Origin of the sequence: Solirubrum puertoriconensis, from assembly GCF_001483135.1 — a bacterium.
GTDB lineage: Bacteria > Bacteroidota > Bacteroidia > Cytophagales > Hymenobacteraceae > Solirubrum > Solirubrum puertoriconensis.
The window spans coordinates 117952-139571 of sequence record NZ_LNAL01000006.1; the positions used below are offsets into that span (position 1 = coordinate 117952).

Below are 21620 nucleotides of genomic sequence, written 5' to 3' on the forward strand. Positions count from 1 at the left end.
GCGCCGCGTCTGACTTTCGTCATCTTTTCGCGGTCCGGGTTTGGGGAGTTTTGTAACACTCAAAACAACCCGTTTCGCGCTATGGCTGTGCTGGTCCAAGCGAAATCGCCCCAGGAGCTGGATAAGTCCTCGAAGGCCGTTCTCGCATCGTTTTACGACAACAAAATCGTCCGCAATTTCGGTATTGCTACCGTCTTCTGGGGCATTGCTGGCATGCTGATCGGGGTAATCGCCGCGTTTCAGCTGGCCCGCCCCGAGCTCAACATGGGTACGCCTTACACCACGTTTGGCCGTATCCGCCCCTTGCACACCAATGCCGTGATTTTCGCCTTTGTGGGCAACGGCATTTTCATGGGGGTATACTACTCGCTGCAGCGTTTGTGCAAAACGCGCATGTTCTCCGATCTGCTGAGCAAAATTCACTTCTGGGGTTGGCAGCTCATCATCGTATCGGCCGTGGCTACGCTGCCGCTGGGCTATACCAGCTCCAAGGAGTACGCCGAGCTGGAGTGGCCCATCGACATTGCCATTACTCTGATCTGGGTAGTGTTCGGCTGGAACATGTTCGGCACCATTGCCCGCCGCAAGGAGAAGCACCTGTATGTAGGCATCTGGTTTTACATCGCCACGTTCCTGACGGTAGCCGTGCTGCACATCGTCAACTCGATGGCCATTCCGGTGTCGTTCCTGAAGAGCTACTCGCTCTATGCCGGGGTGCAGGATGCGCTGGTGCAGTGGTGGTACGGCCACAACGCAGTAGCCTTCTTCCTGACCACGCCTTACCTGGGCCTGATGTACTACTTCCTGCCGAAAGCGGCAGAGCGCCCGGTGTACTCGTACCGCCTCTCGATCATTCACTTCTGGTCGCTGATCTTCATCTACATCTGGGCGGGGCCGCACCACTTGCTGTACACCGCCCTGCCCGACTGGGCCCAAAGCCTAGGTGTGGTGTTCTCGGTTATGCTGATTGCACCCTCGTGGGGCGGCATGATCAACGGCCTGCTCACCTTGCGCGGCGCCTGGGATAAAGTGCGCGAAGAGCCCATCCTGAAGTTTATGGTGGTGGCTATCACAGCCTACGGCATGGCCACTTTCGAGGGGCCGATGCTCTCGCTGAAGAACGTAAACGCCATTGCCCACTTCACCGACTGGATTGTAGCCCACGTACACGTTGGCGCCCTGGGCTGGAACGGTTTCCTCACCTTCGCCGTGCTCTACTGGTTGTGGCCCCGCCTGTACCAAACCCCGATGCACTCGCGCAAGTTGGTGAACACCCACTTCTGGCTCGGCACCCTAGGTATCCTGTTCTACGCCATTCCCATGTACTGGGCCGGCTTCACGCAGGGCCTGATGTGGAAGCAGTTCAACGACGAGGGCATGTTGCAGTACGCCAACTTCCTCGAAACCGTGATGCAGATTGTACCCATGTACTACCTGCGCGGCATCGGCGGGGTGCTCTACCTGAGCGGCGTGTTCCTGATGGTGTACAACCTCTATAAAACCGCCAAAGCTGGCTCGCTGCTCGCCGATGAGAAGTTCCACGCGCCGGCTGTAATCGACAACGAGCACAGCCACGAAGGCGGCCACTGGCACCGCTGGATTGAGCGCCGCCCCGTGCAGCTCAGCATCTGGGCTACGGTAGCCATCCTGATCGGCGGCGCGGTAGAAATGGTGCCCACTTTCCTCATCAAGAAAAACGTGCCCACCATTGCCTCCGTCAAGCCTTACACCTCGCTCGAGCTCGAAGGCCGCGACATCTACATCAAAGAAGGCTGCGTGAACTGCCACACCCAAATGGTGCGCCCCTTCCGCTCCGAAACCGAGCGCTACGGCGAGTACTCCAAAGCCGGCGAGTTTGTGTACGACCGGCCGTTCCTGTGGGGCTCGAAGCGCACCGGCCCCGATTTGCATCGCCTCGGGGGCAAGTACCCGCACTCGTGGCACTACAACCACATGATGGACCCCACCAGCATGTCGCCGGGCTCGATTATGCCGCCTTACCCCTGGCTGTTCGAAAACCAGACCGACTACTCGAGCACTGCCGCCAAAATTGCCGCCCTGCGCAAGCTCGGCACGCCTTACCCCGCCGGCTACGAGCAAGTGGCCGTGCAGGACGCCGAAAAGCAAGCCGCCGGCATTGTGGCCGACTTAGCCAAGGAAGACATCAAAGTGAAATCGGACAAGGAAATCGTGGCGCTGATTGCCTACCTGCAACGCCTAGGTACCGACATCAAAGTAAAAGAAGACCAAGCTGCTGCCTCGGCTGTAGCCGCCGCTGAATAACTCAACTGGCCCCGGGCGGGGTGCTCCTTGCAACACGTGCTGGAAACACTTGCCGGCACCCCGCCCCTAAAGCCTCTCTAGGTCTAACGTTATGTACAAGAACGTCCTTCAGGCAATCAGCGGAATCGAGATTTACCCGCTTATTTCCTTCGTCATTTTCTTTCTCTTTTTCCTGGCCCTGTTGGTGTATGTATGCGTGGTTAGCCGCGAGCATATCCAGGCCATGAAACAAATTCCGCTGCAGGCCGACGATGCCGCGCAAGCCCAGCCGGAAGGAGGTGTGCTATGCTAATGCGCCGTTGGTACCTAGGCGCGTTGCTCGTGCTGAGCAGCCTGCTCACCGGCTCGGCCGCCGTAGCGCAAGAAGCCGCCGCTGCTACCGAAGCTGCCAAGCCCGCCGCCGAAAGCGGCACCAACCTCACGGCCATGCTCTGGCTGATGGGGGGCCTCACCGCTCTGATCATCTTTGTGCTGCTGATGCTGTTTGCCCTGCTGTGGCAAATGCGGCCGTTGCTGCGGAAGGTGTACGAAATAGAGACCATTCGCGAATCGTGGTACGGCCGTGCCCTAGGTCTGTTTTTGGGCGACACGGTGGGCCTCACGGGCAAGTACAAGGAAGACGTGATGGCCGGCCATGATTACGACGGCATCACGGAGTACGACAACGACCTGCCGCCGTGGTGGAAGTACGGCTTCTACGTTACCATCGTGTTCGGCATTGCTTACTTCGTGCACTACCACGTATCGGAAACCGGCCAGCTGAGCGACGCTGAGTACCAACACGAAATGGCCGAAGCCGCCATGCTGGCCGCCAAGCTCGGTGCCAACGACGACCCCAACAAGCCCACCGATTACAAAGCCCTAACGGCCGCCGCCGATATTGAAGCCGGTAAGGCTGTATTCGCCCAAAACTGCGCCGCTTGCCACGGCCAGGCCGGCGAAGGCAAAGTAGGCCCCAACCTCACCGACGAGTACTGGCTGCACGGCGGCGAGGTGAACAAGGTGTACAAAACCGTGAAGTACGGCGTAACCACCAAAGGCATGGTAGCCTGGAAAGGCAAGCTCTCAAGCAAGCAAATGCTGCAGGTGTCGTCGTACATCCTGAGCATTCAGGGCACCAACCCGGCCAACGCCAAGGCCCCGCAAGGCGAGAAGGAAGCTGCCAGCGGCAAGCCCGTAGCCAAGCTGTAGCGTGAACTTTAGCCCGCGTTTGCCAGAACAATTGGCTGTGCGCGGAACTGCCCTGACGAACACCGTTTCAGAAAACGCGGGCTGAAGCCCGCGCAACACACTGCCCGCAGCGGGTACCCTTCTCCCCGCTGTTCATCCGCAAGCCGCTCACAGCACAGCCCTAAGCTCGGATGGGCCGCCAGCCCTAGGTTGGCGGCGGGCCTTTTTAGGGAATACGGCCAGGGCAAGGTGCCCGGCCACGCCTGGCCTGCCGCAGACCGACGGAATGTGTAGCCGATAACGCCCTAGGTGCTTTCAACGCCGCGGGGCTCCTGTACCAAGATGAATCCCGTCGCCACCAAACCCGCCGCTGCCGAGTCGTTCCGCGACTCTATCTCGACGATCGACGCCGAAGGCAAGCGCGTGTGGCTCTTCCCGAAGAAACCCAGCGGCAAGCTGTACAACGCCCGCAAGTGGGTAAGCTACGGCCTGCTTACGCTGCTTTTTGCCGGCCCCTGGCTGCGCCTCAACGAATTGCCCGTGCTGATGCTCAACGTGGTTGAGCGCAAGTTCATTATCATGGGCCAAATCTTCTGGCCGCAGGATTTCTTTATCCTGCTGCTGGGCTTCATGGCCTTTATCCTGTTCATCATCCTGTTTACGGTGGTGTACGGGCGCATTTTCTGCGGCTGGGTGTGCCCCCAGACCATCTTCATGGAGATGGTGTTTCGGCGGGTAGAGTACTTTTTCGAGGGCGACGCGTCCCAGCAAAAAGCCCTCGACAAAGCCGACTGGACGTGGAACAAGATCTGGCGCCGCACCGGCAAGCACAGCGTATTTGTGCTTATCTCGTTGCTGATTGCCAATACCTTCCTGGCATACATCATCGGTTCGGAGGCCTTGGTGAAAATCATTGCCGATTCGCCGCTAAACCACCTAGGCGGTCTTAGCTCGATGGTGGTGTTCACGGGTGTGTTCTACGCGGTATTTGCCCGGTTTCGGGAGCAGGTGTGCACCATTGCTTGCCCCTACGGCCGCTTGCAGGGCGTAATGCTCGATAAAAATACCATTACCGTGGCCTACGATTACGGCCGCGGCGAGCCGCGCGAGAAGCTGCGCAAAAACCAGGAGCGCAAAGCCGGCGACTGCATCGACTGCAAACAGTGCGTGCAGGTGTGCCCGACGGGCATCGACATCCGCAACGGCGCCCAGCAAATGGAGTGCATCAACTGCACGGCGTGCATTGATGTGTGCAACTCCATAATGGACCTCATCAACAAGCCGCACGGCCTCATTCGCTACGATTCGGAAGCGCACATCGAAGCGGGTACCAAGTTCAAAGTTACGGGCCGCACCAAGGCGTACACCGCCGTGCTGGTGGTGCTGGTGGTGCTGGTGGGGGTAATGGTTGGCCTGCTGATAACGCGTTCCAACGTTGATGCTACCGTGCTGCGCACGCCGGGGCAGCTGTACCAAAAAACGGAGCGCGGCACCGTCACCAACCTCTACAACATCTCGGTTATCAACAAAACCAACCGCGCCATGCCTATTGAGTTGCGCGTGCTCGAGCCCGCCGATGGCTCGGTGAAGCTGGTGGGCCAGAACGGCCTGAAGTTGCCCGCCCAAGGCATGGTGGAAGGCGTGTTCTTCGCCGAGCTACCCACTGCCGCGCTAACGCATACCAGCAATAAAATCCGCATTGGTGTGTACAGTGGCGGCCAATTGATAACCGAAGAGAAAACTAAGTTTTTGGCGCCAGCGCAGTAGAACGATGTAGCGCGGACTTCAGTCCGCGTTCGTCAAATAGTAAGCCTCCTCGTAAGCCATCGTGCTGCGACAATCGTCCGGACGAACGCGGACTGAAGTCCGCGCTGCATCGGCCAAACATCACCTTTCTTATGACCACCCTAACCGTAAATAAACACGCCCAACAACGTAGCCTCTGGCCCTACGCCATCATTGCGGCCTTCGTTTTGTTTGCCTTGTTCATCGGCTACATGGTAAAGCAAGCCATGAGCACCCAGGTCGACCTCGTCAGCAAAGATTACTACCAGCAGGAGCTGCAGCACCAGCAGCGCATGGATGCCGTAGCGCGCACCAACGCCCTGCCCACCGCCGTGGATGTAGTCTACGACGCCGTGGCCGATGAGCTGACCCTGCAACTGCCCGCCAACTTAGCGGGCCAGCAGGCTACGGGCAAGGTGCAGTTCTTCCGGCCCTCCGACCAAACGCTTGATTTTGCGGTGCCGCTGCAAACCAGCGCCAGCGGTGCGCAACGCCTGAGCACGGCCAAAATGAAGCCCGGTTATTGGCGCGTTCGGCTAGACGTGGAGGCTGCTGGCCAGGCTTATTTTGTGGAGAAAAATATCACCGTCGAGGACTGATTTTTATCATGGTTGCCTGCCGAGGTGCTAGCGAACTTGCCTTCGTTAGCACCTCGGCGCTTTTAAGCAGCGGCCATTGCTGGGTCGCGCGCAGCTTCAACTCTACTCGATGCTCTGGACAGGTTTTCTTTTTGGGCTTCTGGGCAGCTTTCACTGCGTGGGCATGTGCGGCGCTATTGCGCTGGCCTTGCCGGGCGCGGGGCAGCAAGGCAGCCGCTACGTACTAGGCCGCGTGCTCTACAATCTAGGGCGCGTAAGCACCTACGCCACGCTCGGCGCTTTGGCGGGTTTGCTGGGGCAATCGTTGCGGGTGGCGGGCGTGCAGCAAGGCCTGTCCATCGCCTCGGGTTTGCTGATTTTGCTGCTCGTGGCGGTGCCTGAACGCTACACTGGCCGAGTCGCCGCCGTACTAGGTTTCGATCGGGTGCTGGCTCGCCTGAAGCAAGCGTTGGCGTATTTTTTTCGGCGCCCCGCGCTCGGTGCTTTGTACATGAGCGGCGTGCTGAACGGGCTATTGCCCTGCGGCCTGGTGTACCTGGCGTTGGCCGGTGCCCTTAGCGCACCTGGGGTAGGAGGGGCCGCAGCCTACATGGCGTTGTTTGGCCTGGGTACCCTGCCGCTCATGCTGGCTTTGTCGCTCACGGGGCGGCTGGTGCCGCTGCAATGGCGGGCCCGGTTGCGGCAGGCCGTACCGGTGGTGGCCACGGCCATGGCGGTGCTGTTCATTGTGCGTGGGTTGGGCCTGGGCATCCCGTACCTGAGTCCGCAGGTAGCAAAAGCCGCCAACAGGCACTCGGTAAGCTGCCACCAAACGGCCGGCCATAGGCCCGCTACCATTTCGGTGTGCCACGCAACCCCGGCCAAGTAGCCGATCCTTTTTTCCACTGATACTCCAGCTTTATCCAAGCCGCTCCGCCTGATGAAAACCATCCTCGTTCCCGTCGATCTGACTGCTGCGGCCGAGCACACGTTGGTGTATGCCAACAAGCTGGCCGTACGCCTAGGTGCCGAAGTTGTGCTGCTGTACTGCCACCACGGCAACCTCTCCGCAACAGAAACCGCCGACTACCAAAAGCGCCTCGACACTTTAGCCGAGCGCCTGCGCTACGTGCAGCTGGTGCGGCAAGATGGCCGCCGCATTCGCTACCGCCACGCGGTACGCTCGGGCTGCTTGCACGACCGCATTCAGGAGGTAATCGACGCCTACGCTGCTGATTTGGTAGTAATGAACCTCGAGCACATCGATTGCGGCGAAGAGGCCATCAGCGGCAACCACGCCATCCGCATTGCCGAGCTGGCCAGTTGCCCGGTGCTGGTGGTGCCGCCCGGCGCACGTACCTTGCCCGCACGCCTGGCTTTTATGGCCGATTTCGGCAGCCTCGACAAAGCCACGTTGCCGGGCCTCAACGACCTAGTGGTTGGCCTGCATGCGCAACTGCAACTGGTGCATTTCTACCAGCGCCTCGATTTGCCGGAGCTAATCAGCATCAAGCGGGGCATGCAAATGATTCGGACGGAGCTGCCCACCGTGAACATCGACAGCAAACTGGTGCTCGACGACGACCCGCTGGAGGGCGTAAGCGAGTTCTGCGCCCTTATACAAGCGCAATTACTCGTTTTTGCCCCCGCCGACGTAAGCCTGCTCCGCCGCTTCTTCGACGTGTGCTACACCAAAACCCGCGCCTACCACACCCGCATTCCGGTGCTGGTGCTGCGCCAGCCGCAGCAACAAACCCGCTTCTGCTGCGAGCACTGCACCAGCAGCCAAGCTACTCTGGTAAGTGCGGCGGTAATGGAGTAGCAAACCCTAGGTCAGCTATAGCTAAGGCTAGTTCCCCGCTTCAGATGAGGCGTGGGCTAGGGGTGGTTGGTCGTTGTTTACCCAAGGCGTCATGCCGGAGCAAAAACCAAGCGGGGCCACCGAACGAGAGTTCGGTGGCCCCGCTGCCGTCAGAACGAAATCGTTGCTGAAGTTAGGCCGTACGACTTAAGCCCTACGAGCAACCTAGGGGATAACATCAATCCTCGATATCAGCCAGCTGATGCTCACCGGCTGGCGCCGGTTGCGGTGCCGATGTTTTGCGGCCGCCCAGCACCACCAGCATCACGGCCAGCACAATCAGCAGGGCACCACCGGTCATTTGCACGTTCAGGGCTTCGCCCGCAAACGCCCAGCCCAGCAGCACCGCCACCACGGGGTTCACGAAGGCATACGTACCCGCCAACGCCGGCTCTACCACCCGCAGCAGCCAGATGTAAGCTGAAAAGGCAACCCACGAGCCGAACGTAACCAGGTAGGCGAAGGCGAACCATGCCTTAGGCGTAATGCCGCTCAGGTGAAAGCGCGGCGCTTCGCCGTGCAGCAAACCCGCAATCAGCAAGAAAAAGCCACCGCAAATCATTTGCATGCCCACGCCCAAAAAGGGCGAGCCGCCGATGGGGTTCTTTTTGGAGTACAACGAGCCCACCGACCACATCAGCGAGGCCAATAGCACGGCGGCTATGCCAATGCCTGGGTGCCCTGGTATCAGTACGGGGGCGGCTGAGCGGGTGCTGGCCAGCAGGTACATGCCACCTAGGCCCAGGCCCAAGCCCAGCATTACCTTAGCCGTAGGCTTAGGCGTGAGGCCGCTCCACCAGCCCAGCACGGCCAAAAACATGGGCACGGTAGCCACCATCAGCGCCGCCAACCCCGAGGGGATGTACTGCTGCGAAAACGTGGTGCCGCCGTTGCCGAACAGCGGCAGGCAAATGCCCACCACGGCCGCCCGCAGCCAATCTTGCCGCGTAGGGGCCGCTGCCCCGCTCAGCCGAATGGCGGCGTACTGCACCCCGCCGGCCAGCAGGTAGCGAAAGGCCGACAGCAAAAACGGCGGCCAGGCCGAAAGGGCCGTTTTGGTGGCCAGGTACGTGGAGCCCCAAATCAGGTAAAGCGCCAGCAGCGCCGAGCCAACAAGCACGGCCGAAGGGCGGGAAGAAACAGCAGTAGCAGACATAGCAACAGCGCAAATCGACACCTAGGTAGCGGGCAACGGAGCCTTCTACGAAACGGGCGCAAACGTAGCGGGCTTGCCCGCGGCATCCAACCTGTTTCTTGCGAAACTTGGCCAATGCCGCCTAACACGCTCCAGGGCTGCTTACCTTATCCGGCATGAACTTCCGCAACCAAGTCATTTGGCTTACCGGCGCCTCAAGCGGCATTGGCGAAGCCTTGGCCAAAGCTTTTGCCCACGAGGGCGCGCGGCTGGTGCTTTCGGCGCGCAACGAAGCCGAGCTGCGCCGGGTGCAGCAAATCTGCGCCCCTGCCGAGGCCTTGGTGCTGCCCCTCGACCTAGGCGACGCCGCCAGCCTGCCCGGCAAAGTGCAGCAGGTGCTGGCGCACTACGGCCGCCTCGATGTGCTCGTGAACAACGGCGGCGTAAGCCAGCGCTCCTTAGCCCTCGAAACTTCGCTTGCCGTCGACCGCCGGCTGATGGAGGTAAACTACTTCGGCACCGTTGCGCTCAGCAAAGCCGCCTTGCCGCACCTGCTGCAGCAGAGCGCGGGGCGCATTGTTACCATCAGCAGTTTGGTGGGCAAGTTTGGCACGCCGTACCGCTCGGCTTATGCCGCCAGCAAACACGCCCTACACGGCTTCTTCGATTCGTTGCGGGCCGAGTTGCACGGCTCCGGCGTGGGCATCACCATCATCTGCCCGGGCTTTATCCGCACGGGTGTGTCCATCAACGCGCTTACCGGCGACGGCCGCGCCCTAGGCACCATGGACGAAGCCACCGAAAAGGGCCTCTCGCCCGAGGCGTTTGCCCGCCGCGCCCTGCCCATCATCGCCCGCGGCGACAATGAAGCCTACATCGGCGGAAAAGAAACTTTAGGTGTGTACCTAAAGCGCTTCGCCCCCGCAATCTTTGCCAAGCTCCTGACGCGAACTAAAGTGCGGTAGAAGTAAGGTAAACAAGTTTACTAGGTGGTTAGTAATATTGTTTACTTGTTCAAAGAAGGCTCAACAAAGCTAGAGTTAAAGCTAAAAGCAAGTTCCCCTCCTCAGATGAGGAGGGGCTAGGGGTGGTTGACTTCCACATAGCACGTCATGCTGAGCTTGTCGAAGCAACTATCTCGCTTCGCTCGCATATAGCGCGGACTTTGTAGTCCGCGTCCCCAGGTAGTATTCTTCCTAATATCACCTAAGACAACGATTAAGGTTACTATCCTAGGACGCGGACTACAAAGTCCGCGCTACGGCATTGCCGCTCGTGCTGGCCAACGCGGCCTGAACCGAAAGTCGGCGCGTAGCCAAGCCCGTGAGCAGTGCTGCTAGTGGCTTGAGAAGTTGCCAAAAAGCTGCGTTCGGGCCCGCCATGTCCTGACCCAATACGTGAGCCTGAACCGGGTATAACGTTGGCTGCAGTAGATTTTTTGGGCTTATAACTAAAATAATAATAGCGTCAAAGCAATTGGTAACGAATGCTGACGATTTTATTTATTTAAAATAAAATCGTCAGAGATAATGCATATTATTAGCCTAAATTTTAGTGAACAAAAATATTAATACTATTAAAATTATAGATGTAATCTTGATGTATGCGAATTTATCTCTTTTGATCCTATAAGAATTGACATATTGATTATAGTGCTTGTTGTTAGTTTTTATCACCAATGAATACTCATCCTCGATTGAATACTTTTTTATTGATTGAAAATAGGTTTTTGGCTCTGATTTTAGTGATTTTGAATCTGGTAGCACACTGTTGTCGTCTTTATTTACAAGGCTATTATAAATGGTAATTGTGTCAATGAATTTAGTTTTAGTCTTGTTTTCTTTTAACGAAGAATACACAAGTGTAATAAAACAAACACAGAATGAAACAAGAATGGAAATATCCATGAATGCGAAGAGTAAAAGCGGTCTGAAAGTGAATATCACACTTCGTGGCTAATCCAGAAGATGCTTTGCTAACTGTTTCATCTTCTTAGATGTCAAATTTAAGACATTGCTATAAAAGCATAGCCAAGTTTAGTTTTTAGGCCGCGCTACTGCTGGCGACGTAGCGAGCAAATGGGCAGCCCAAGTAAGTACCCTAGGCCAGCCCAAACTGCATTTGCGCAACCCTACCCTGGCCTCTGAGTCCTTTCACCTATTCTCCGCCCCAAATTCCAGCTCCATGCTCAGAGCCACGCTCTGCTTCCTGGCCGTGCTAGCGTTGCCGCACCTAGGCGCCGCCCAGCTCATGCAGCCCAAGCCAGCCTTCACGCGCGCCGATTCGCTGCGCGGCTCGCTTACGCCGCCCCGCAGCTGCTACGACGTCAAATACTACCACCTCGATGTAAAGCTCGATGTAGCTAAGCGCTACATCAGCGGCTCCAACCTGTTCCGCTTCCAGGCCACGCAGGATTTCACGCGCCTGCAGTTCGATCTGTTTGCCAACCTAAAGGTTGATCGGGTGGTGTACCGCGGCCAGGAGCTGCCCTTCACGCGCGAGTTCAACGCGGTGTTCGTCACGTTTCCGCAGCCCATCAAGCAAGGCACCCGCGACGAGTTTCGGGTGTACTACTCCGGCAACCCCACCGTGGCCCAACACGCGCCCTGGGACGGCGGCTTTGTGTTTGCGGAGCACGGCAAGGGCCAGCCCTGGGTAGCTACGGCCTGCCAGGGCATCGGCGCCAGCATTTGGTGGCCCACCAAAGACCACCAATCCGACGAGCCCGACAGCATGCTTATCAGCGTAACGGTGCCCAAAGGCCTGAAGGATATTTCGAACGGCCGCCTGCGCAAAACCACCAAGCTGAAGGGCGGTGCCACGCGCTTCGATTGGTTTGTCTCGAACCCCATCAACAACTACGACGTGGCCCTGAACGTGGCCAACTACGAGCATTTCGACGACACGTACCAAGGCGAAAAAGGCAAGCTAACGCTCGACTATTGGGTGCTGCCCGAAAACCTAGCGAAAGCCCGTAAGCAGTTTGGTGCCAACGTAAAGCCCATGCTCAAGTCGTTCGAGCACTGGTTTGGGCCGTACCCTTTCTACGAAGACGGCTACAAGCTCGTGGAAACGCCGCACCTCGGCATGGAGCACCAAAGCGCCGTGGCCTACGGCAACAAGTACCAGAACGGCTACCTGGGCAAAGACCGCTCGGCCACCGGCTGGGGCGATAAGTGGGATTTCATCGTGATTCACGAAAGCGGCCACGAATGGTTCGGTAACAACATTACCGCCAAGGATATTGCCGACATGTGGATTCACGAGTCGTTCACGAGCTACTCCGAATCGTTGTTTACCGAAAGCCTCTTCGGTAAGCAAGCTGGGCAGGAGTACGTGCACGGCCAGCGCCGCAATATCCAGAACGACGCGCCCATCATCGGCACCTACGGCGTAAACCGCGAAGGCTCCGGCGACATGTACGACAAGGGCGCCAATCTGCTCAACATGGTGCGGACCATCATCAACAACGACGAGCAGTGGCGGCAGATCTTGCGCGGCCTCGGGCAGCAGTTTTACCACCAAACCGTAACGGCCGAGCAAGTCATTGGCTACATCAACCAGCAAAGCGGCCGCAACCTCACCAAAGTGTTCGAGCAGTACTTGCGCCACTCCGGCCTGCCCACGCTGGAGGTGCGCTTCGAAAACAACCAAACGCTGGCCCGCTGGGTGGCCGATGTGCCCGGCTTCGATATGCCCGTGCGCGTGCGGCTGAAAGGCGGTGAGTACCGCTTTGTGCAGCCCACCACCCGCTTCGAGCCCATCGACCTACCCGGCGCCACCAAAGACAACTTCGAAGTCGACACCTTCAACCACTACATCGGCGTGCTGGTGGACTGATCAGTTGCCCTAGCTTTAGTCTTCAGCTTACAAGCCAATTCAATAGCCGCCTTCGCGCAAGCTGCACATTTCCCCGCCTGCCTCGGCATTCTGCCTTACCTTTGCCGCAAGCGCTTCATCATTCCGATTTTCAGCATGAACCAATACGACGTTACCGTCATCGGCTCCGGCCCCGGCGGCTACGTGGCGGCCATCCGCTGCGCCCAGCTCGGCTTCAAAACGGCCCTCATCGAGAAATACCCCACCCTAGGTGGTACCTGCCTCAACGTAGGCTGCATCCCGAGCAAGGCCCTGCTCGATAGCACCGAGCACTTCCACAATGCCCATACCACCTTCAAGGAACACGGCATTGAGCTGAGCGACCTGCGCATCAACATGAACCAGCTCATCGACCGCAAAAACGGGGTCGTGAAGGCCAATACCGACGGCATCCAGTTCTTGATGAAAAAGAACAAGATCGAGGTGCTGCGCGGCGTGGGTTCCTTCGTTGATAAGAACCACATCAGCATCGCGCCCACCGAGGGCGGCGAGGCGCAGCAGATCGAAACCAAGTACACCATCATTGCTACGGGCTCCAAGCCCACGGTGCTGCCCTTCATTGCCCAAGACAAGGAGCGCATCATCACCAGCACCGAGGCCCTGAACATCCGCGAAGTGCCCAAGCACATGATCGTGATTGGCGGCGGCGTTATCGGCCTCGAAATGGCTTCGGTGTACGCCCGCCTCGGCGCCAAGGTGAGCATCGTGGAGTTCATGGATTCGCTTATCCCGACCATGGACCGCGCCCTGGGCAAAGAGCTCAAGCGCATTCTCGGCAAAATCGGCATCGAGTTCTACCTCTCGCACAAGGTTACCGGCGCCACCCGCGAGGGCGACACCGTAACAGTATCGGCTACCAATCCCAAGGGCGAGGAAATTAAGCTCGAAGGCGACTACTGCCTCGTGGCCGTGGGTCGTGCGCCCTACACCCAGGGCCTGAACCTGGAAGCCGCCGGCGTGCAGCTGGAAGAGCGCGGCCGCATTAAGGTTGACGAACACCTGCAAACCACCACGCCCGGCATCTACGCCATCGGCGACGTGATTCGGGGCGCTATGCTGGCCCACAAGGCCGAGGAAGAAGGCGTGTACGTGGCCGAAACGCTGGCCGGGCAGAAGCCGCACGTCAACTACCTGCTCATCCCCGGCGTGGTGTACACCTGGCCCGAAGTGGCCGGCGTGGGCTACACCGAAGAGCAGCTCAAGGAAATGGGCAAGGCCTACAAAATCGGCTCGTTCCCCTTCCGCGCCTCGGGCCGCGCCCGCGCCTCCATGGACCTCGACGGCTTCGTGAAAGTGCTGGCCGACAAGGAAACCGACGAAATCCTGGGCGTGCACATGATCGGTCCGCGCATCGCCGACCTCATTGCCGAAGCCGTAACGGCCATGGAGTTTCGCGCCTCCGCCGAGGACGTAGCCCGCATGAGCCACGCCCACCCCACCTACGCCGAAGCCATGAAGGAAGCCTGCTTGGCCGCGACGGAGAACCGGGCGCTACACATGTAATTTCTGAGCCGAAAGGCCTTAATGTAAAAGCGGCTGGAGCTACTATGGCTCCAGCCGCTTTTACATTAAGGCCAACAAGCCGTTACTAACCAACTGGGCGAAATAGCAGCGACTTCCGAGCCATTAAGGCGTTCCAGCGTACAGCTACTTCACCACGTCCCGGAGCTCCTTAAGCCGAAAACGCGAATCGTACTGGGCAAACTCGCGCATCATGGCTGTGTGGGCTGACCCCGCCAGCACCAGCACGTGCTGGTCGGTGGGTTCCACGGTTTTTTGCACCACCGAGTACATGTAGAGGTTGCGCCGGTACCACTCCGACACCAGCCAGGGCCCGGCGAAGCTCCCGATGCTGCCGGCCTTGTTGAGCATATCCAGGTAAACGCCCTTGTTCTCGCGGTTGCTCTGGGGCGTGTTGAAGTCGAGCAGGAGCTGGGTTAGGGTGAGGGTACTGAGTTTCTGGTTATGGTCGGCTTCAACTTTCTTGAGCGTTTCCCCAACGCGCTGCATCAGAGCGGTCTGATGCGCCTGCTGCATGGCTTTTTGCACGCTATCGAAGGGGAAAGTGGTTTTGGTGTAGTCGAAGGCGTAAACGCGCTGTAGACCCGCCTTTTTGGCGGTGCGGAAAGCCAGCTGGACAATTTCGTTTTTCAGATAGAAGTCGCGCTGCCCGGGCTTGGGATATTTGGCCAAAATGGCCTGCTCGTACTGCCCGCCTAGGTAGAGCTGGTAGAGCGCGTCGAGCTCGGCCTGATTGTTCCAGTCCCACTCCACGAACACCTTGTCGGGGCGCCACTGGCTAAGGCGGCCGGTCATTGTCTCCAAATCGGCCTGGGCCTTAGGTGCCAGTACATCGAAGGATTTCGTTTTGACGATGTCGGCGCCGGGGTTATGAAAGTGGAACGTGCCTAGCAGCAGCAACTCGGCAGGCTTGGTTTGGGCGGCGGCCCCGAGGCTTAGCAGCAACGCTCCAAGCAGGAACAGTAGGTTTTTCATGAAGTTGGGCAAAAGTCGGTCGCAAGGTAGGAGGCTATGGAATGTGTCTGAATATCAGCAGACCACATGATGATGTAGTTTGAAGCCGAGTAACCCAACCGGCGCGAGCTTGCAGCTCACGACCTGCCATAACGCGGCGGTTGCACCGCGCTGCCCTTGCAAGGGTAACTCGCTATTGCGCCCTAGGTCAGTTGGCATGCTCTGCGGATGCAGGAGGCTGCCGGAGAACAACCCTTAAACATAGCGCGCCAGCAGTAGACCTGCCGGCGCGCAAACAAGCATCAAACGGGTCGCAACTCAGCTGCCCCGATACGTGGAGTAGCCGAAGGGCGACAGCGTGATGGGCACGTGGTAGTGGGCGCCGTCTTTTATCTCGAACACCACATCGATGTAGGGGTAAAACGAAGCTTGCTTTTGCGCTTCGAAGTACGGCTGGGTTAGAAAGGTGAGTTTGTAAGTGCCCGGGCTGCCGGCCTTGCCAGAAGCCGGCAGAAAGTCGGCAATGCGGCCGGCGGCATCGGTCTTTTTTTCGCCAACGGTAGCCCAGGTTTTCTTAACCGGGTCGTACTTCTCGAGGCGCACCGTAACGCCGGGCGCCGGCGCACCCGTGCTGATGTTGAGAATGTGGGTGCTGAGCTGGTACTGGGGGGCTTGAGCCAGGCCTAGCAGCGGCAACAGGCTAAGCAGGCAGATGAAGAGTGTTTTCAAAGTAAGCAGGCAACTGATGATGAATGGAAAGGCTGTCGCTCGGGCTGAGAAACGGCACAAACAGTAGTGCAACCGATGGGTGCAGCCAATGTTGGCTATGGTTATGGTTTCCTTGTTGTGGCCTTACTACCTAGGTGTGCTTGTAGTACATAGCTCAAGGGCTGTACAACCCTGCTCCACCTTGGCGAGAGCGAGTTCGGATTTTAGCCAAGCTTATGATATAGCTTGAATGTAGGTTTGAGCAGCAATGCTGTACTGCTTGGGCAGCGTAGGGGCGCGCATCACCTAGAGCTAAGCAGCGTCGTTAGGCCACATATCTATCGCGCTGGAAAGTGCTAGCATTAGTACCACTACCATCAGCTGCACGCAACCATAAAATTTTATTGGGGTAATTGAACTAAAGCTGATCTTTTTCCACCCAGCTTCGGTTACAAGCATATGGCAACTTCCACTAAGCGCCCCCGCGGGGGCAAACCCGTTGAGACGGCTACCCCGACGGTAACCCTCTCTCACGCCGAACACATGCAGGCACTGCAGGCTCGCGAGCAAGGCAAAACCGTGATGTACAAGCAGGATGCCTGGGGGCACATCGAAACCCGCTTTGTGCGTACCCAAAACGTGAAAGCCTGGGAAGAGAAAGGCTTCGTTGTTCGTTAGGCTTCCGTCAGCACTACCCGGCTGTATACATTGCCCAGGGCTTGGCTCTGGGCAATTTTGCTTTTAGGCTGCAGATATGCCAGTCTGGGTAATGTCCGTCGCCCATGAACATGAAAGTTGGAATGCATTGCGGGTTTGCGGCTATCGACAAGCCACTAGCCAAATAGCTAATGGTATGACTATGCGCCGTGCATTCCCGATTACCAGTACCTTAGCTGACTACCCCACCCTCGTCTGCCGTTTTGCATGTCTGCCTCCGACAAATTCCGATTTGCTAACGCCTTTGCCGAGGTGCAGCCCGACCCCGAAGGTTTTGCCTACATGCGCTGCCGGCCCGGGAAGCGGCTATTGGCCGATTATCAGGACGCCATGAACGCGCTGCTGCGGGTGATTCGCAACATCGGCACAGGCAAGGCCCTCGTCGACCACATGAACATCGAGCCCATTACAACCGAGGAACAGCAGTGGGTAACGGCCAACTGGCTGCCGCGCGCCGTGGTGCAGGGCAACTACCGCTATGCCGCCCTGCTAAGCCCACCCGCAACCATGGCTTGGCTAAACCAAATAGACCAGCACCTGCTCGATTGGCCGCGGGCGCCTACCTTCAAGCATTTTAGCAACGAGGCCGAGGCACGAGCGTGGCTGCGTGCGCAAACGGTAGTAGAGTCGCATATTTGACGTGGCAAGCAAATATGCAGGAGCCCGATTTCAGCCTAAGCCGGCCGTTGTAGCCTATGTGGCTTGAATGGCGGTTGTGCTGCTGTAGGCTATCCAAAACAAGCCAATACCAAACAGCTGGGCCGCGGCAGGTTATTACCTGCCGCGGCCCAGCTGTTTGGCTGTAGTGCAAAGTCGGCACCTAGGCGCTGATTTCAGCTGCGGGCTGCGCTTGCTCAATCAGCGTTGGGTTCATGTACATCAACTCCCACAGGTGGCCGTCGGGGTCCTGAAAGTTGCGGGTGTACATGAAATCGGAGTCGGGCAGGGGCTGGGAGGCAATGGCGCCGGCGGCCAGGGCTTTATCCGCAAGCTGGTTTACCTCCTCGCTGCTGTCGAGGGCGAGCGACAGGATTACTTCGGTGGTTCGGGTGGCGTCGGCGACAGGCTTGGGGGTGAAGGTCCGAAAAAACGGCTCCACCAGCAGCATAACGTAAATGTCGTCGCTGACGACCATGCAGGTAGCGCGCTCGTTGGAAAACTGCGGATTGAAGCGGAAGCCGACCTTGGTGAAAAATTCAATAGCAGCGCCTAGGTCACGAACGGGCAGATTTACAAAGATTTTAGTAGGCATAATGGGTGGTGTTTTGGTGATGTATGCTAAAGTTATTGGTTTGTATTTGAACATACTAAATAATTTAGTAAAACAGTTGGTTTTTGCAAGGTATTTGTTTGTTAATCAAGTATGTAAAAATGTGATTGGTCGAGTCTTTGACTCCACTTGTCTGAGACCCTCATCGGCTGCTATTAGCTGAGCAAAAGAAATGCAGCAGCCGCGCCAAACCCACAGTTGCGGGCTTGGCGCGGCTGCCGACTATGCGCTTAGCAGCTGCCAATGGCGGGTTCCGCTACGTTTTCTGTACCAGCTTAGACCCGTCTTTCGTCGCTTGGTACTGCTGGCCCTGGATGGTAATGGTTTCGCCGTCCATGAGCTTGCCTAGGTCGAGCAAATCGGCTTCGATGGTGTGCAGGCTGAAGCCGTGCTTGCGGGCCAGCGCAAGGTACTTGGGGTTGATATAGTCGTGGACGCCGCACAGGATGATGCGCACGTGGGCCGTGGTGTTCTTGAGGAGCTTGGCGTCGCGGGGAAGGTGTAGTTATCGGCAATCAGAATGATGTCGGTAGAGTCGGTGGTGAGCTGGCGGGCGTAGAGCAGCGCCTCGGCATCGTTTTCGGGCGCGTCGCCGCCGCCGCCCGCCTTCATAGCTTCGAGCACTTTTTGCTTAATGGCCTCGTAGCTGTCGGTTTTTACTTGGTAAAGGCCACCGGTTTTGCCCGTGCGCGTGGGCGCTGCCCAGCAGCAACAGAGGAATAAAAAAGCTGAGCAGCACTTTAACAGCAACCGAAAACATGTAACCGGAATAGTAAAAATAGCAAGGCGCAAAGTACGTGTTTGCTGTTCAGCTACAATTGGATTGCGCCTCCGGTAGCTGCACTGGCAATGTTGCCAGCAGGCCTGGATGGTGCATTGCCCGCAACACCAGCCGTTGCCGAGGCCGGCGGCAACTGCCAGCACCTAGGGCAGGTGATGTGGCGCGGGCGACCATGCAACCTTTTAGCCAGCTATCGACTCGCTATGCTGAACCCCCACTACATGCAACAACCATTACTTGGCACGTTATGAAACTACCTAAAGCTGTACTTGGCGCCGTGCTGGTTGGCCTGACTATTCAGACCACCACCAGTTGCGTAAAAGAAGACGTAAAGCCCAAAGAAGAGAAGGGCAGCACCAAAGCGCCTGCAAACTGCCCCGCCTGCGGTATGGGCTAGACAGGCATTGTCCTTACTGCTACACTCTTTATGGAAGCCGCGCCGCCCCTCTACGCCTCGGTAGCCTGCAACCTCGATGCCGACCTGCTCGCCGCGGCTTACCCCTTGCTCGAAGAAGGCCGGGTAGAGGCCCTGGAGTGGTCGTTTGATGCGCTGTACTGGGCCGAGCAAGTGCCCGAGTGGTTTACGAACCTGCTGCATACTTACGCCGGTGCCGGCCGACTGGTAGGCCATGGCGTGTTTTTCTCGCTGCTATCGGGCAAGTGGAGCCCCGAGCAGCAGCAGTGGCTGGCGCACCTAGGGCAGCTGGCCGAGCAATTTCGCTTCGACCACATTACCGAGCATTTTGGGTTTTTCACGGGCCAGAACTTTCATCACGGGGCGCCGCTGCCCATTCCGTACACCGCTACGGCCTTGCGCATAGGGCAGGATCGGCTGCGGCGCATCTACGACGCCTGCTGCTGCCCCGTTGGGCTCGAGAACCTGGCTTTTGCCTACACCCTCGACGAGGTAAAGCGCCACGGCAACTTTCTGGAAGAGCTGCTGCTGCCCGTCAACGGCTTCGTGATTCTGGATTTGCACAACCTGTACTGCCAGCTCCACAACTTCGGGGTACCTTACGACGAGCTGATTGCGCTGTATCCGCTCGAGCGCGTGCGCGAAATCCATATTTCGGGTGGCAGCTGGCACGATTCGGAGCAGGCACCCAGCCAGCGCATCCGCCGCGACACCCACGACGACGCCGTACCCGAAGAGGTATTTCAGCTGCTGGAGCTAACCATGCCGCGCTGCCCCAACCTAAAATTTGTGGTGCTGGAGCAGCTTGGCCACGCCCTGCACGCCGAGGCCAGCCGCACGCAGTTTCGGGAGGACTTTGGCCGCATGGAAAGCCTGGTAGCCCGCCACCGCGCCGCCTTGCGCACCCTGCCCACCAACGATTTTCGGCCCCAACAAACCTGGCCGCCCAGCACTGCCGCCGAAGATGAGCACCTGCACCGGCAACAGCGCCAGCTTTCCGATATCTTGGAAAACGCACCCAGCTACGCCGAGGCGCAACGCCTGCTCCAGGCTTCGGGCCTGGCCCACTCCGATTGGCGCATCGAGCAATGGGAGCCGCACATGCTGGAAACCGCCCTGCACATTGCCCGCAAGTGGAAGACTTAAACCACGCTGTGCCCGGGCCTAGGTGCTGTTGGCACAAACAAGGGGCGGCAGCTACCAGTAGCTGCCGCCCCTTGGCGTTGCTGGGCAAAGCCTGGGTAGGCTAATAAGCAAACACTTTGTGGTAGGCCAGGCCGTACCGGTTGGGGCCGGGGGTGCCGTCGGCGCAAAGCAGATACAGCAGCCACGCCCAGCCTACTACGGGTACAAACGCAGCCAGCAGGTTCAGGCCGCTGCGGTTTACATCGTGCAGGCGGCGGGTGCCCGCCGAAATATTCGGCATCAGCACCGCGAGCATGTACATCAGGAAGGTGTAGCCAACGGCCGATTCGTCGTCGAGGGTGATGCCTAGAACGTTGTCGAGCAGCAGGGCCGTAGCCCCGAATAAGGCTTGGTAAGCAACAAACATCCAGTATTCCTTTCTCCTGGCCCGGCCGGTAAATACCCCGAATTTGTCGAAGGCTCGCAGAAAGTAGCGCATGCTGTGAGGTGAGGGTTATCGGTCCTACTCGTATGGCTTTTCGGTTGCGCCCCGTTTTTTAGGGTGGGTGCTGGTCTCCACCTAAGTGCCTTATAACGCACACTTGCGCGCAGGGTACATTCGGGCGAGTAAGTATGGCATCGTACCTGCCGAAGATAACTGAGCCATGGCACAGCACAAATAAAGTGCCGCATTGGGTGTAGCGCAGTGACGCCCGCTGCTTGGCGGTGGTTATGCTTCAACCCGCACCGCCCCGCGGCGGCAGCCCTGAGGGCTGCCGCCGCGGGGCGGTGCGGGTACACGCTAAGGGGCAGGTGCTACACGGCGGTGGCCGTGGTGGCGGGTTGTTCCTGCGGGATGGCGCTCATGTCCATGTACATCACTTCCCACAGGTGGCCGTCGGGGTCCTGGAAGTTGCGGGCGTACATGAAATCCTGGTCTTGCAGCGGTTTCGACTGCTTGGCACCTGCGGCCATAGCTTTGTCCACGAGCTGGTCTACCTCCGCGCGGCTCTCGGCCGATAGGCAGATGATTACCTCCGTGCTTTGCGCGCTATCGGCAATGGCTTTGGGCGTGAAGGTTTGGAAGAAAGGCTCCACCAGCAACATTACGTAAATGTCGTCGCTGATGACCATGCAGGTGGCGCGCTCGTCGGTAAACTGCTGATTGAATTCGAAGCCCAACTGCGTGAAGAACTCGATTGAGGCTTGAAGGTTCCGGACGGGCAGGTTTACAAAGATCTTTCTGGCCATGGCTGTGGTGTTTTAGTGGGTATGTAGCAAATGTACAGTGGCTTAAGCGTCGTCACGGTGTGCTATTGCGACAACCCTAGGGGGCATTTGCGACACGTTTCCGGCTGCCTTCACCGAGGGCCGAATAAGACTCTTGCAGGAAGGATAAAATGAAAAAGCGGCCGAAGCTTCTCCCGATGCTTCAGCC

At 58.2% G+C, this 21620-nt stretch carries 21 protein-coding genes; 14 read left to right on the forward strand and 7 right to left on the reverse strand.

Annotation, left to right across the window (positions count from 1 at the left end):
- Nucleotides 1-81: 81 nt before the first annotated feature.
- From ccoN to ASU33_RS05420, 7 genes are all read left to right on the forward strand, one after another.
- Nucleotides 82-2283: a cytochrome-c oxidase, cbb3-type subunit I gene (gene ccoN, locus ASU33_RS05390; RefSeq protein WP_078062896.1), complete on the forward strand. Its 2202-nt coding sequence runs from the start codon at nt 82-84 to the stop codon at nt 2281-2283.
- Between the two features lie 91 nt (nt 2284-2374).
- Nucleotides 2375-2575: a hypothetical protein gene (locus ASU33_RS05395; RefSeq protein ID WP_059069034.1), complete on the forward strand. Its 201-nt coding sequence runs from the start codon at nt 2375-2377 to the stop codon at nt 2573-2575.
- The gene (locus tag ASU33_RS05400) at nt 2575-3474 is read left to right on the forward strand and encodes a cbb3-type cytochrome c oxidase N-terminal domain-containing protein (RefSeq protein ID WP_059069036.1); all 900 of its coding nucleotides are present in this window, start codon (nt 2575-2577) and stop codon (nt 3472-3474) included. Before ASU33_RS05395 ends, ASU33_RS05400 begins: the two co-directional genes overlap by 1 nt.
- A gap of 321 nt (nt 3475-3795) precedes the next feature.
- The gene (gene ccoG / locus ASU33_RS05405) at nt 3796-5220 is read left to right on the forward strand and encodes a cytochrome c oxidase accessory protein CcoG (RefSeq protein ID WP_059069038.1); all 1425 of its coding nucleotides are present in this window, start codon (nt 3796-3798) and stop codon (nt 5218-5220) included.
- Between the two features lie 131 nt (nt 5221-5351).
- Nucleotides 5352-5837, forward strand: coding sequence for a FixH family protein (locus tag ASU33_RS05410; protein ID WP_059069041.1), 486 nt, complete (start codon nt 5352-5354; stop codon nt 5835-5837).
- Nucleotides 5838-5946: 109 nt separating this feature from the next.
- Complete coding sequence (locus tag ASU33_RS05415) at nt 5947-6705, forward strand: sulfite exporter TauE/SafE family protein (protein WP_059069043.1); 759 nt, start codon at nt 5947-5949, stop codon at nt 6703-6705.
- A 51-nt stretch (nt 6706-6756) separates the two neighbouring features.
- Nucleotides 6757-7638 carry a universal stress protein gene (locus ASU33_RS05420; RefSeq protein WP_059069045.1) on the forward strand — a complete coding sequence of 294 codons (882 nt, stop codon included), beginning with the start codon at nt 6757-6759 and terminating at the stop codon, nt 7636-7638.
- A 217-nt stretch (nt 7639-7855) separates the two neighbouring features.
- Here the strand turns inward: ASU33_RS05420 and ASU33_RS05425 are convergent, their stop codons facing one another.
- Entirely contained in the window at nt 7856-8833 is a 978-nt protein-coding gene (locus ASU33_RS05425) for an EamA family transporter (RefSeq protein WP_059069047.1), read from the reverse strand.
- A 155-nt stretch (nt 8834-8988) separates the two neighbouring features.
- On the opposite strand from ASU33_RS05425, the gene ASU33_RS05430 reads away from it, so the two are divergent.
- The 3 genes from ASU33_RS05430 to lpdA all read left to right on the forward strand — a co-directional run bounded on the left by ASU33_RS05430 (nt 8989) and on the right by lpdA (nt 14194).
- On the forward strand, nt 8989-9777 hold the full coding sequence (locus tag ASU33_RS05430; RefSeq protein WP_059069049.1) for an SDR family oxidoreductase: 789 nt from the start codon (nt 8989-8991) through the stop codon (nt 9775-9777).
- Between the two features lie 1219 nt (nt 9778-10996).
- Nucleotides 10997-12652, forward strand: coding sequence for a M1 family metallopeptidase (locus ASU33_RS05440; protein WP_059069052.1), 1656 nt, complete (start codon nt 10997-10999; stop codon nt 12650-12652).
- A 135-nt stretch (nt 12653-12787) separates the two neighbouring features.
- Nucleotides 12788-14194 carry a dihydrolipoyl dehydrogenase gene (lpdA, locus tag ASU33_RS05445; protein ID WP_059069054.1) on the forward strand — a complete coding sequence of 469 codons (1407 nt, stop codon included), beginning with the start codon at nt 12788-12790 and terminating at the stop codon, nt 14192-14194.
- Nucleotides 14195-14338: 144 nt separating this feature from the next.
- On the opposite strand, the gene ASU33_RS05450 is transcribed toward lpdA, so the two are convergent.
- Both ASU33_RS05450 and uraH read right to left on the reverse strand, forming a co-directional pair.
- Nucleotides 14339-15187 carry a DUF5694 domain-containing protein gene (locus tag ASU33_RS05450; protein ID WP_059069057.1) on the reverse strand — a complete coding sequence of 283 codons (849 nt, stop codon included), beginning with the start codon at nt 15185-15187 and terminating at the stop codon, nt 14339-14341.
- Nucleotides 15188-15484: 297 nt separating this feature from the next.
- Nucleotides 15485-15895, reverse strand: coding sequence for a hydroxyisourate hydrolase (gene uraH, locus ASU33_RS05455; protein WP_059069059.1), 411 nt, complete (start codon nt 15893-15895; stop codon nt 15485-15487).
- Between the two features lie 438 nt (nt 15896-16333).
- On the opposite strand from uraH, the gene ASU33_RS21200 reads away from it, so the two are divergent.
- Together ASU33_RS21200 and ASU33_RS05460 are read left to right on the forward strand one after the other, a co-directional pair.
- On the forward strand, nt 16334-16552 hold the full coding sequence (locus ASU33_RS21200) for a hypothetical protein (RefSeq protein ID WP_149867067.1): 219 nt from the start codon (nt 16334-16336) through the stop codon (nt 16550-16552).
- A gap of 246 nt (nt 16553-16798) precedes the next feature.
- Nucleotides 16799-17230, forward strand: a complete 432-nt coding sequence (locus ASU33_RS05460; protein WP_059069061.1) for a SpoIIAA family protein — start codon at nt 16799-16801, stop codon at nt 17228-17230.
- Between the two features lie 181 nt (nt 17231-17411).
- Here ASU33_RS05460 and ASU33_RS05465 read toward each other — a convergent pair whose 3' ends face one another.
- Both ASU33_RS05465 and ASU33_RS05470 read right to left on the reverse strand, forming a co-directional pair.
- Nucleotides 17412-17843 carry a VOC family protein gene (locus ASU33_RS05465; RefSeq protein ID WP_059070721.1) on the reverse strand — a complete coding sequence of 144 codons (432 nt, stop codon included), beginning with the start codon at nt 17841-17843 and terminating at the stop codon, nt 17412-17414.
- Nucleotides 17844-18117: 274 nt separating this feature from the next.
- A complete protein-coding gene (locus ASU33_RS05470; protein ID WP_059069064.1) occupies nt 18118-18318 on the reverse strand; it encodes a hypothetical protein in 201 nt (66 codons plus the stop codon).
- Nucleotides 18319-18889: 571 nt separating this feature from the next.
- Here ASU33_RS05470 and ASU33_RS21430 point away from each other — a divergent pair.
- Entirely contained in the window at nt 18890-19039 is a 150-nt protein-coding gene (locus ASU33_RS21430) for a chryseobasin-related MNIO class RiPP peptide (RefSeq protein ID WP_160328136.1), read from the forward strand.
- Nucleotides 19040-19069: 30 nt separating this feature from the next.
- Entirely contained in the window at nt 19070-20203 is a 1134-nt protein-coding gene (locus tag ASU33_RS05475) for a multinuclear nonheme iron-dependent oxidase (protein WP_059069066.1), read from the forward strand.
- A 100-nt stretch (nt 20204-20303) separates the two neighbouring features.
- Here the strand turns inward: ASU33_RS05475 and ASU33_RS05480 are convergent, their stop codons facing one another.
- Nucleotides 20304-20681, reverse strand: a complete 378-nt coding sequence (locus ASU33_RS05480) for a DUF805 domain-containing protein (protein WP_078062898.1) — start codon at nt 20679-20681, stop codon at nt 20304-20306.
- 317 nt (nt 20682-20998) lie between these two features.
- A complete protein-coding gene (locus ASU33_RS05485; RefSeq protein ID WP_059069069.1) occupies nt 20999-21433 on the reverse strand; it encodes a VOC family protein in 435 nt (144 codons plus the stop codon).
- Between the last annotated feature and the right edge of the window lie 187 nt (nt 21434-21620).

Bases quoted from the DNA above. Each gene is read 5' to 3' on its own strand.
- ASU33_RS05475 (WP_059069066.1), top strand. From the start codon at position 19,070: ATGGAAGCCGCGCCGCCCCTCTACGCCTCGGTAGCCTGCAACCTCGAT.
- ASU33_RS05485 (WP_059069069.1), bottom strand. From the start codon at position 21,433: ATGGCCAGAAAGATCTTTGTAAACCTGCCCGTCCGGAACCTTCAAGCC.
- ASU33_RS05450 (WP_059069057.1), bottom strand. From the start codon at position 15,187: ATGAAAAACCTACTGTTCCTGCTTGGAGCGTTGCTGCTAAGCCTCGGG.
- ASU33_RS05460 (WP_059069061.1), top strand. From the start codon at position 16,799: ATGTCTGCCTCCGACAAATTCCGATTTGCTAACGCCTTTGCCGAGGTG.
- ccoG (WP_059069038.1), top strand. From the start codon at position 3,796: ATGAATCCCGTCGCCACCAAACCCGCCGCTGCCGAGTCGTTCCGCGAC.
- ASU33_RS05480 (WP_078062898.1), bottom strand. From the start codon at position 20,681: ATGCGCTACTTTCTGCGAGCCTTCGACAAATTCGGGGTATTTACCGGC.
- ASU33_RS05395 (WP_059069034.1), top strand. From the start codon at position 2,375: ATGTACAAGAACGTCCTTCAGGCAATCAGCGGAATCGAGATTTACCCG.
- ASU33_RS05430 (WP_059069049.1), top strand. From the start codon at position 8,989: ATGAACTTCCGCAACCAAGTCATTTGGCTTACCGGCGCCTCAAGCGGC.
- ASU33_RS05425 (WP_059069047.1), bottom strand. From the start codon at position 8,833: ATGTCTGCTACTGCTGTTTCTTCCCGCCCTTCGGCCGTGCTTGTTGGC.
- ASU33_RS05415 (WP_059069043.1), top strand. From the start codon at position 5,947: ATGCTCTGGACAGGTTTTCTTTTTGGGCTTCTGGGCAGCTTTCACTGC.
- ASU33_RS05440 (WP_059069052.1), top strand. From the start codon at position 10,997: ATGCTCAGAGCCACGCTCTGCTTCCTGGCCGTGCTAGCGTTGCCGCAC.
- ASU33_RS21430 (WP_160328136.1), top strand. From the start codon at position 18,890: ATGAAACTACCTAAAGCTGTACTTGGCGCCGTGCTGGTTGGCCTGACT.
- ASU33_RS05410 (WP_059069041.1), top strand. From the start codon at position 5,352: ATGACCACCCTAACCGTAAATAAACACGCCCAACAACGTAGCCTCTGG.
- ASU33_RS05400 (WP_059069036.1), top strand. From the start codon at position 2,575: ATGCGCCGTTGGTACCTAGGCGCGTTGCTCGTGCTGAGCAGCCTGCTC.
- ASU33_RS05420 (WP_059069045.1), top strand. From the start codon at position 6,757: ATGAAAACCATCCTCGTTCCCGTCGATCTGACTGCTGCGGCCGAGCAC.
- lpdA (WP_059069054.1), top strand. From the start codon at position 12,788: ATGAACCAATACGACGTTACCGTCATCGGCTCCGGCCCCGGCGGCTAC.
- ASU33_RS05465 (WP_059070721.1), bottom strand. From the start codon at position 17,843: ATGCCTACTAAAATCTTTGTAAATCTGCCCGTTCGTGACCTAGGCGCT.
- ccoN (WP_078062896.1), top strand. From the start codon at position 82: ATGGCTGTGCTGGTCCAAGCGAAATCGCCCCAGGAGCTGGATAAGTCC.
- ASU33_RS21200 (WP_149867067.1), top strand. From the start codon at position 16,334: ATGGCAACTTCCACTAAGCGCCCCCGCGGGGGCAAACCCGTTGAGACG.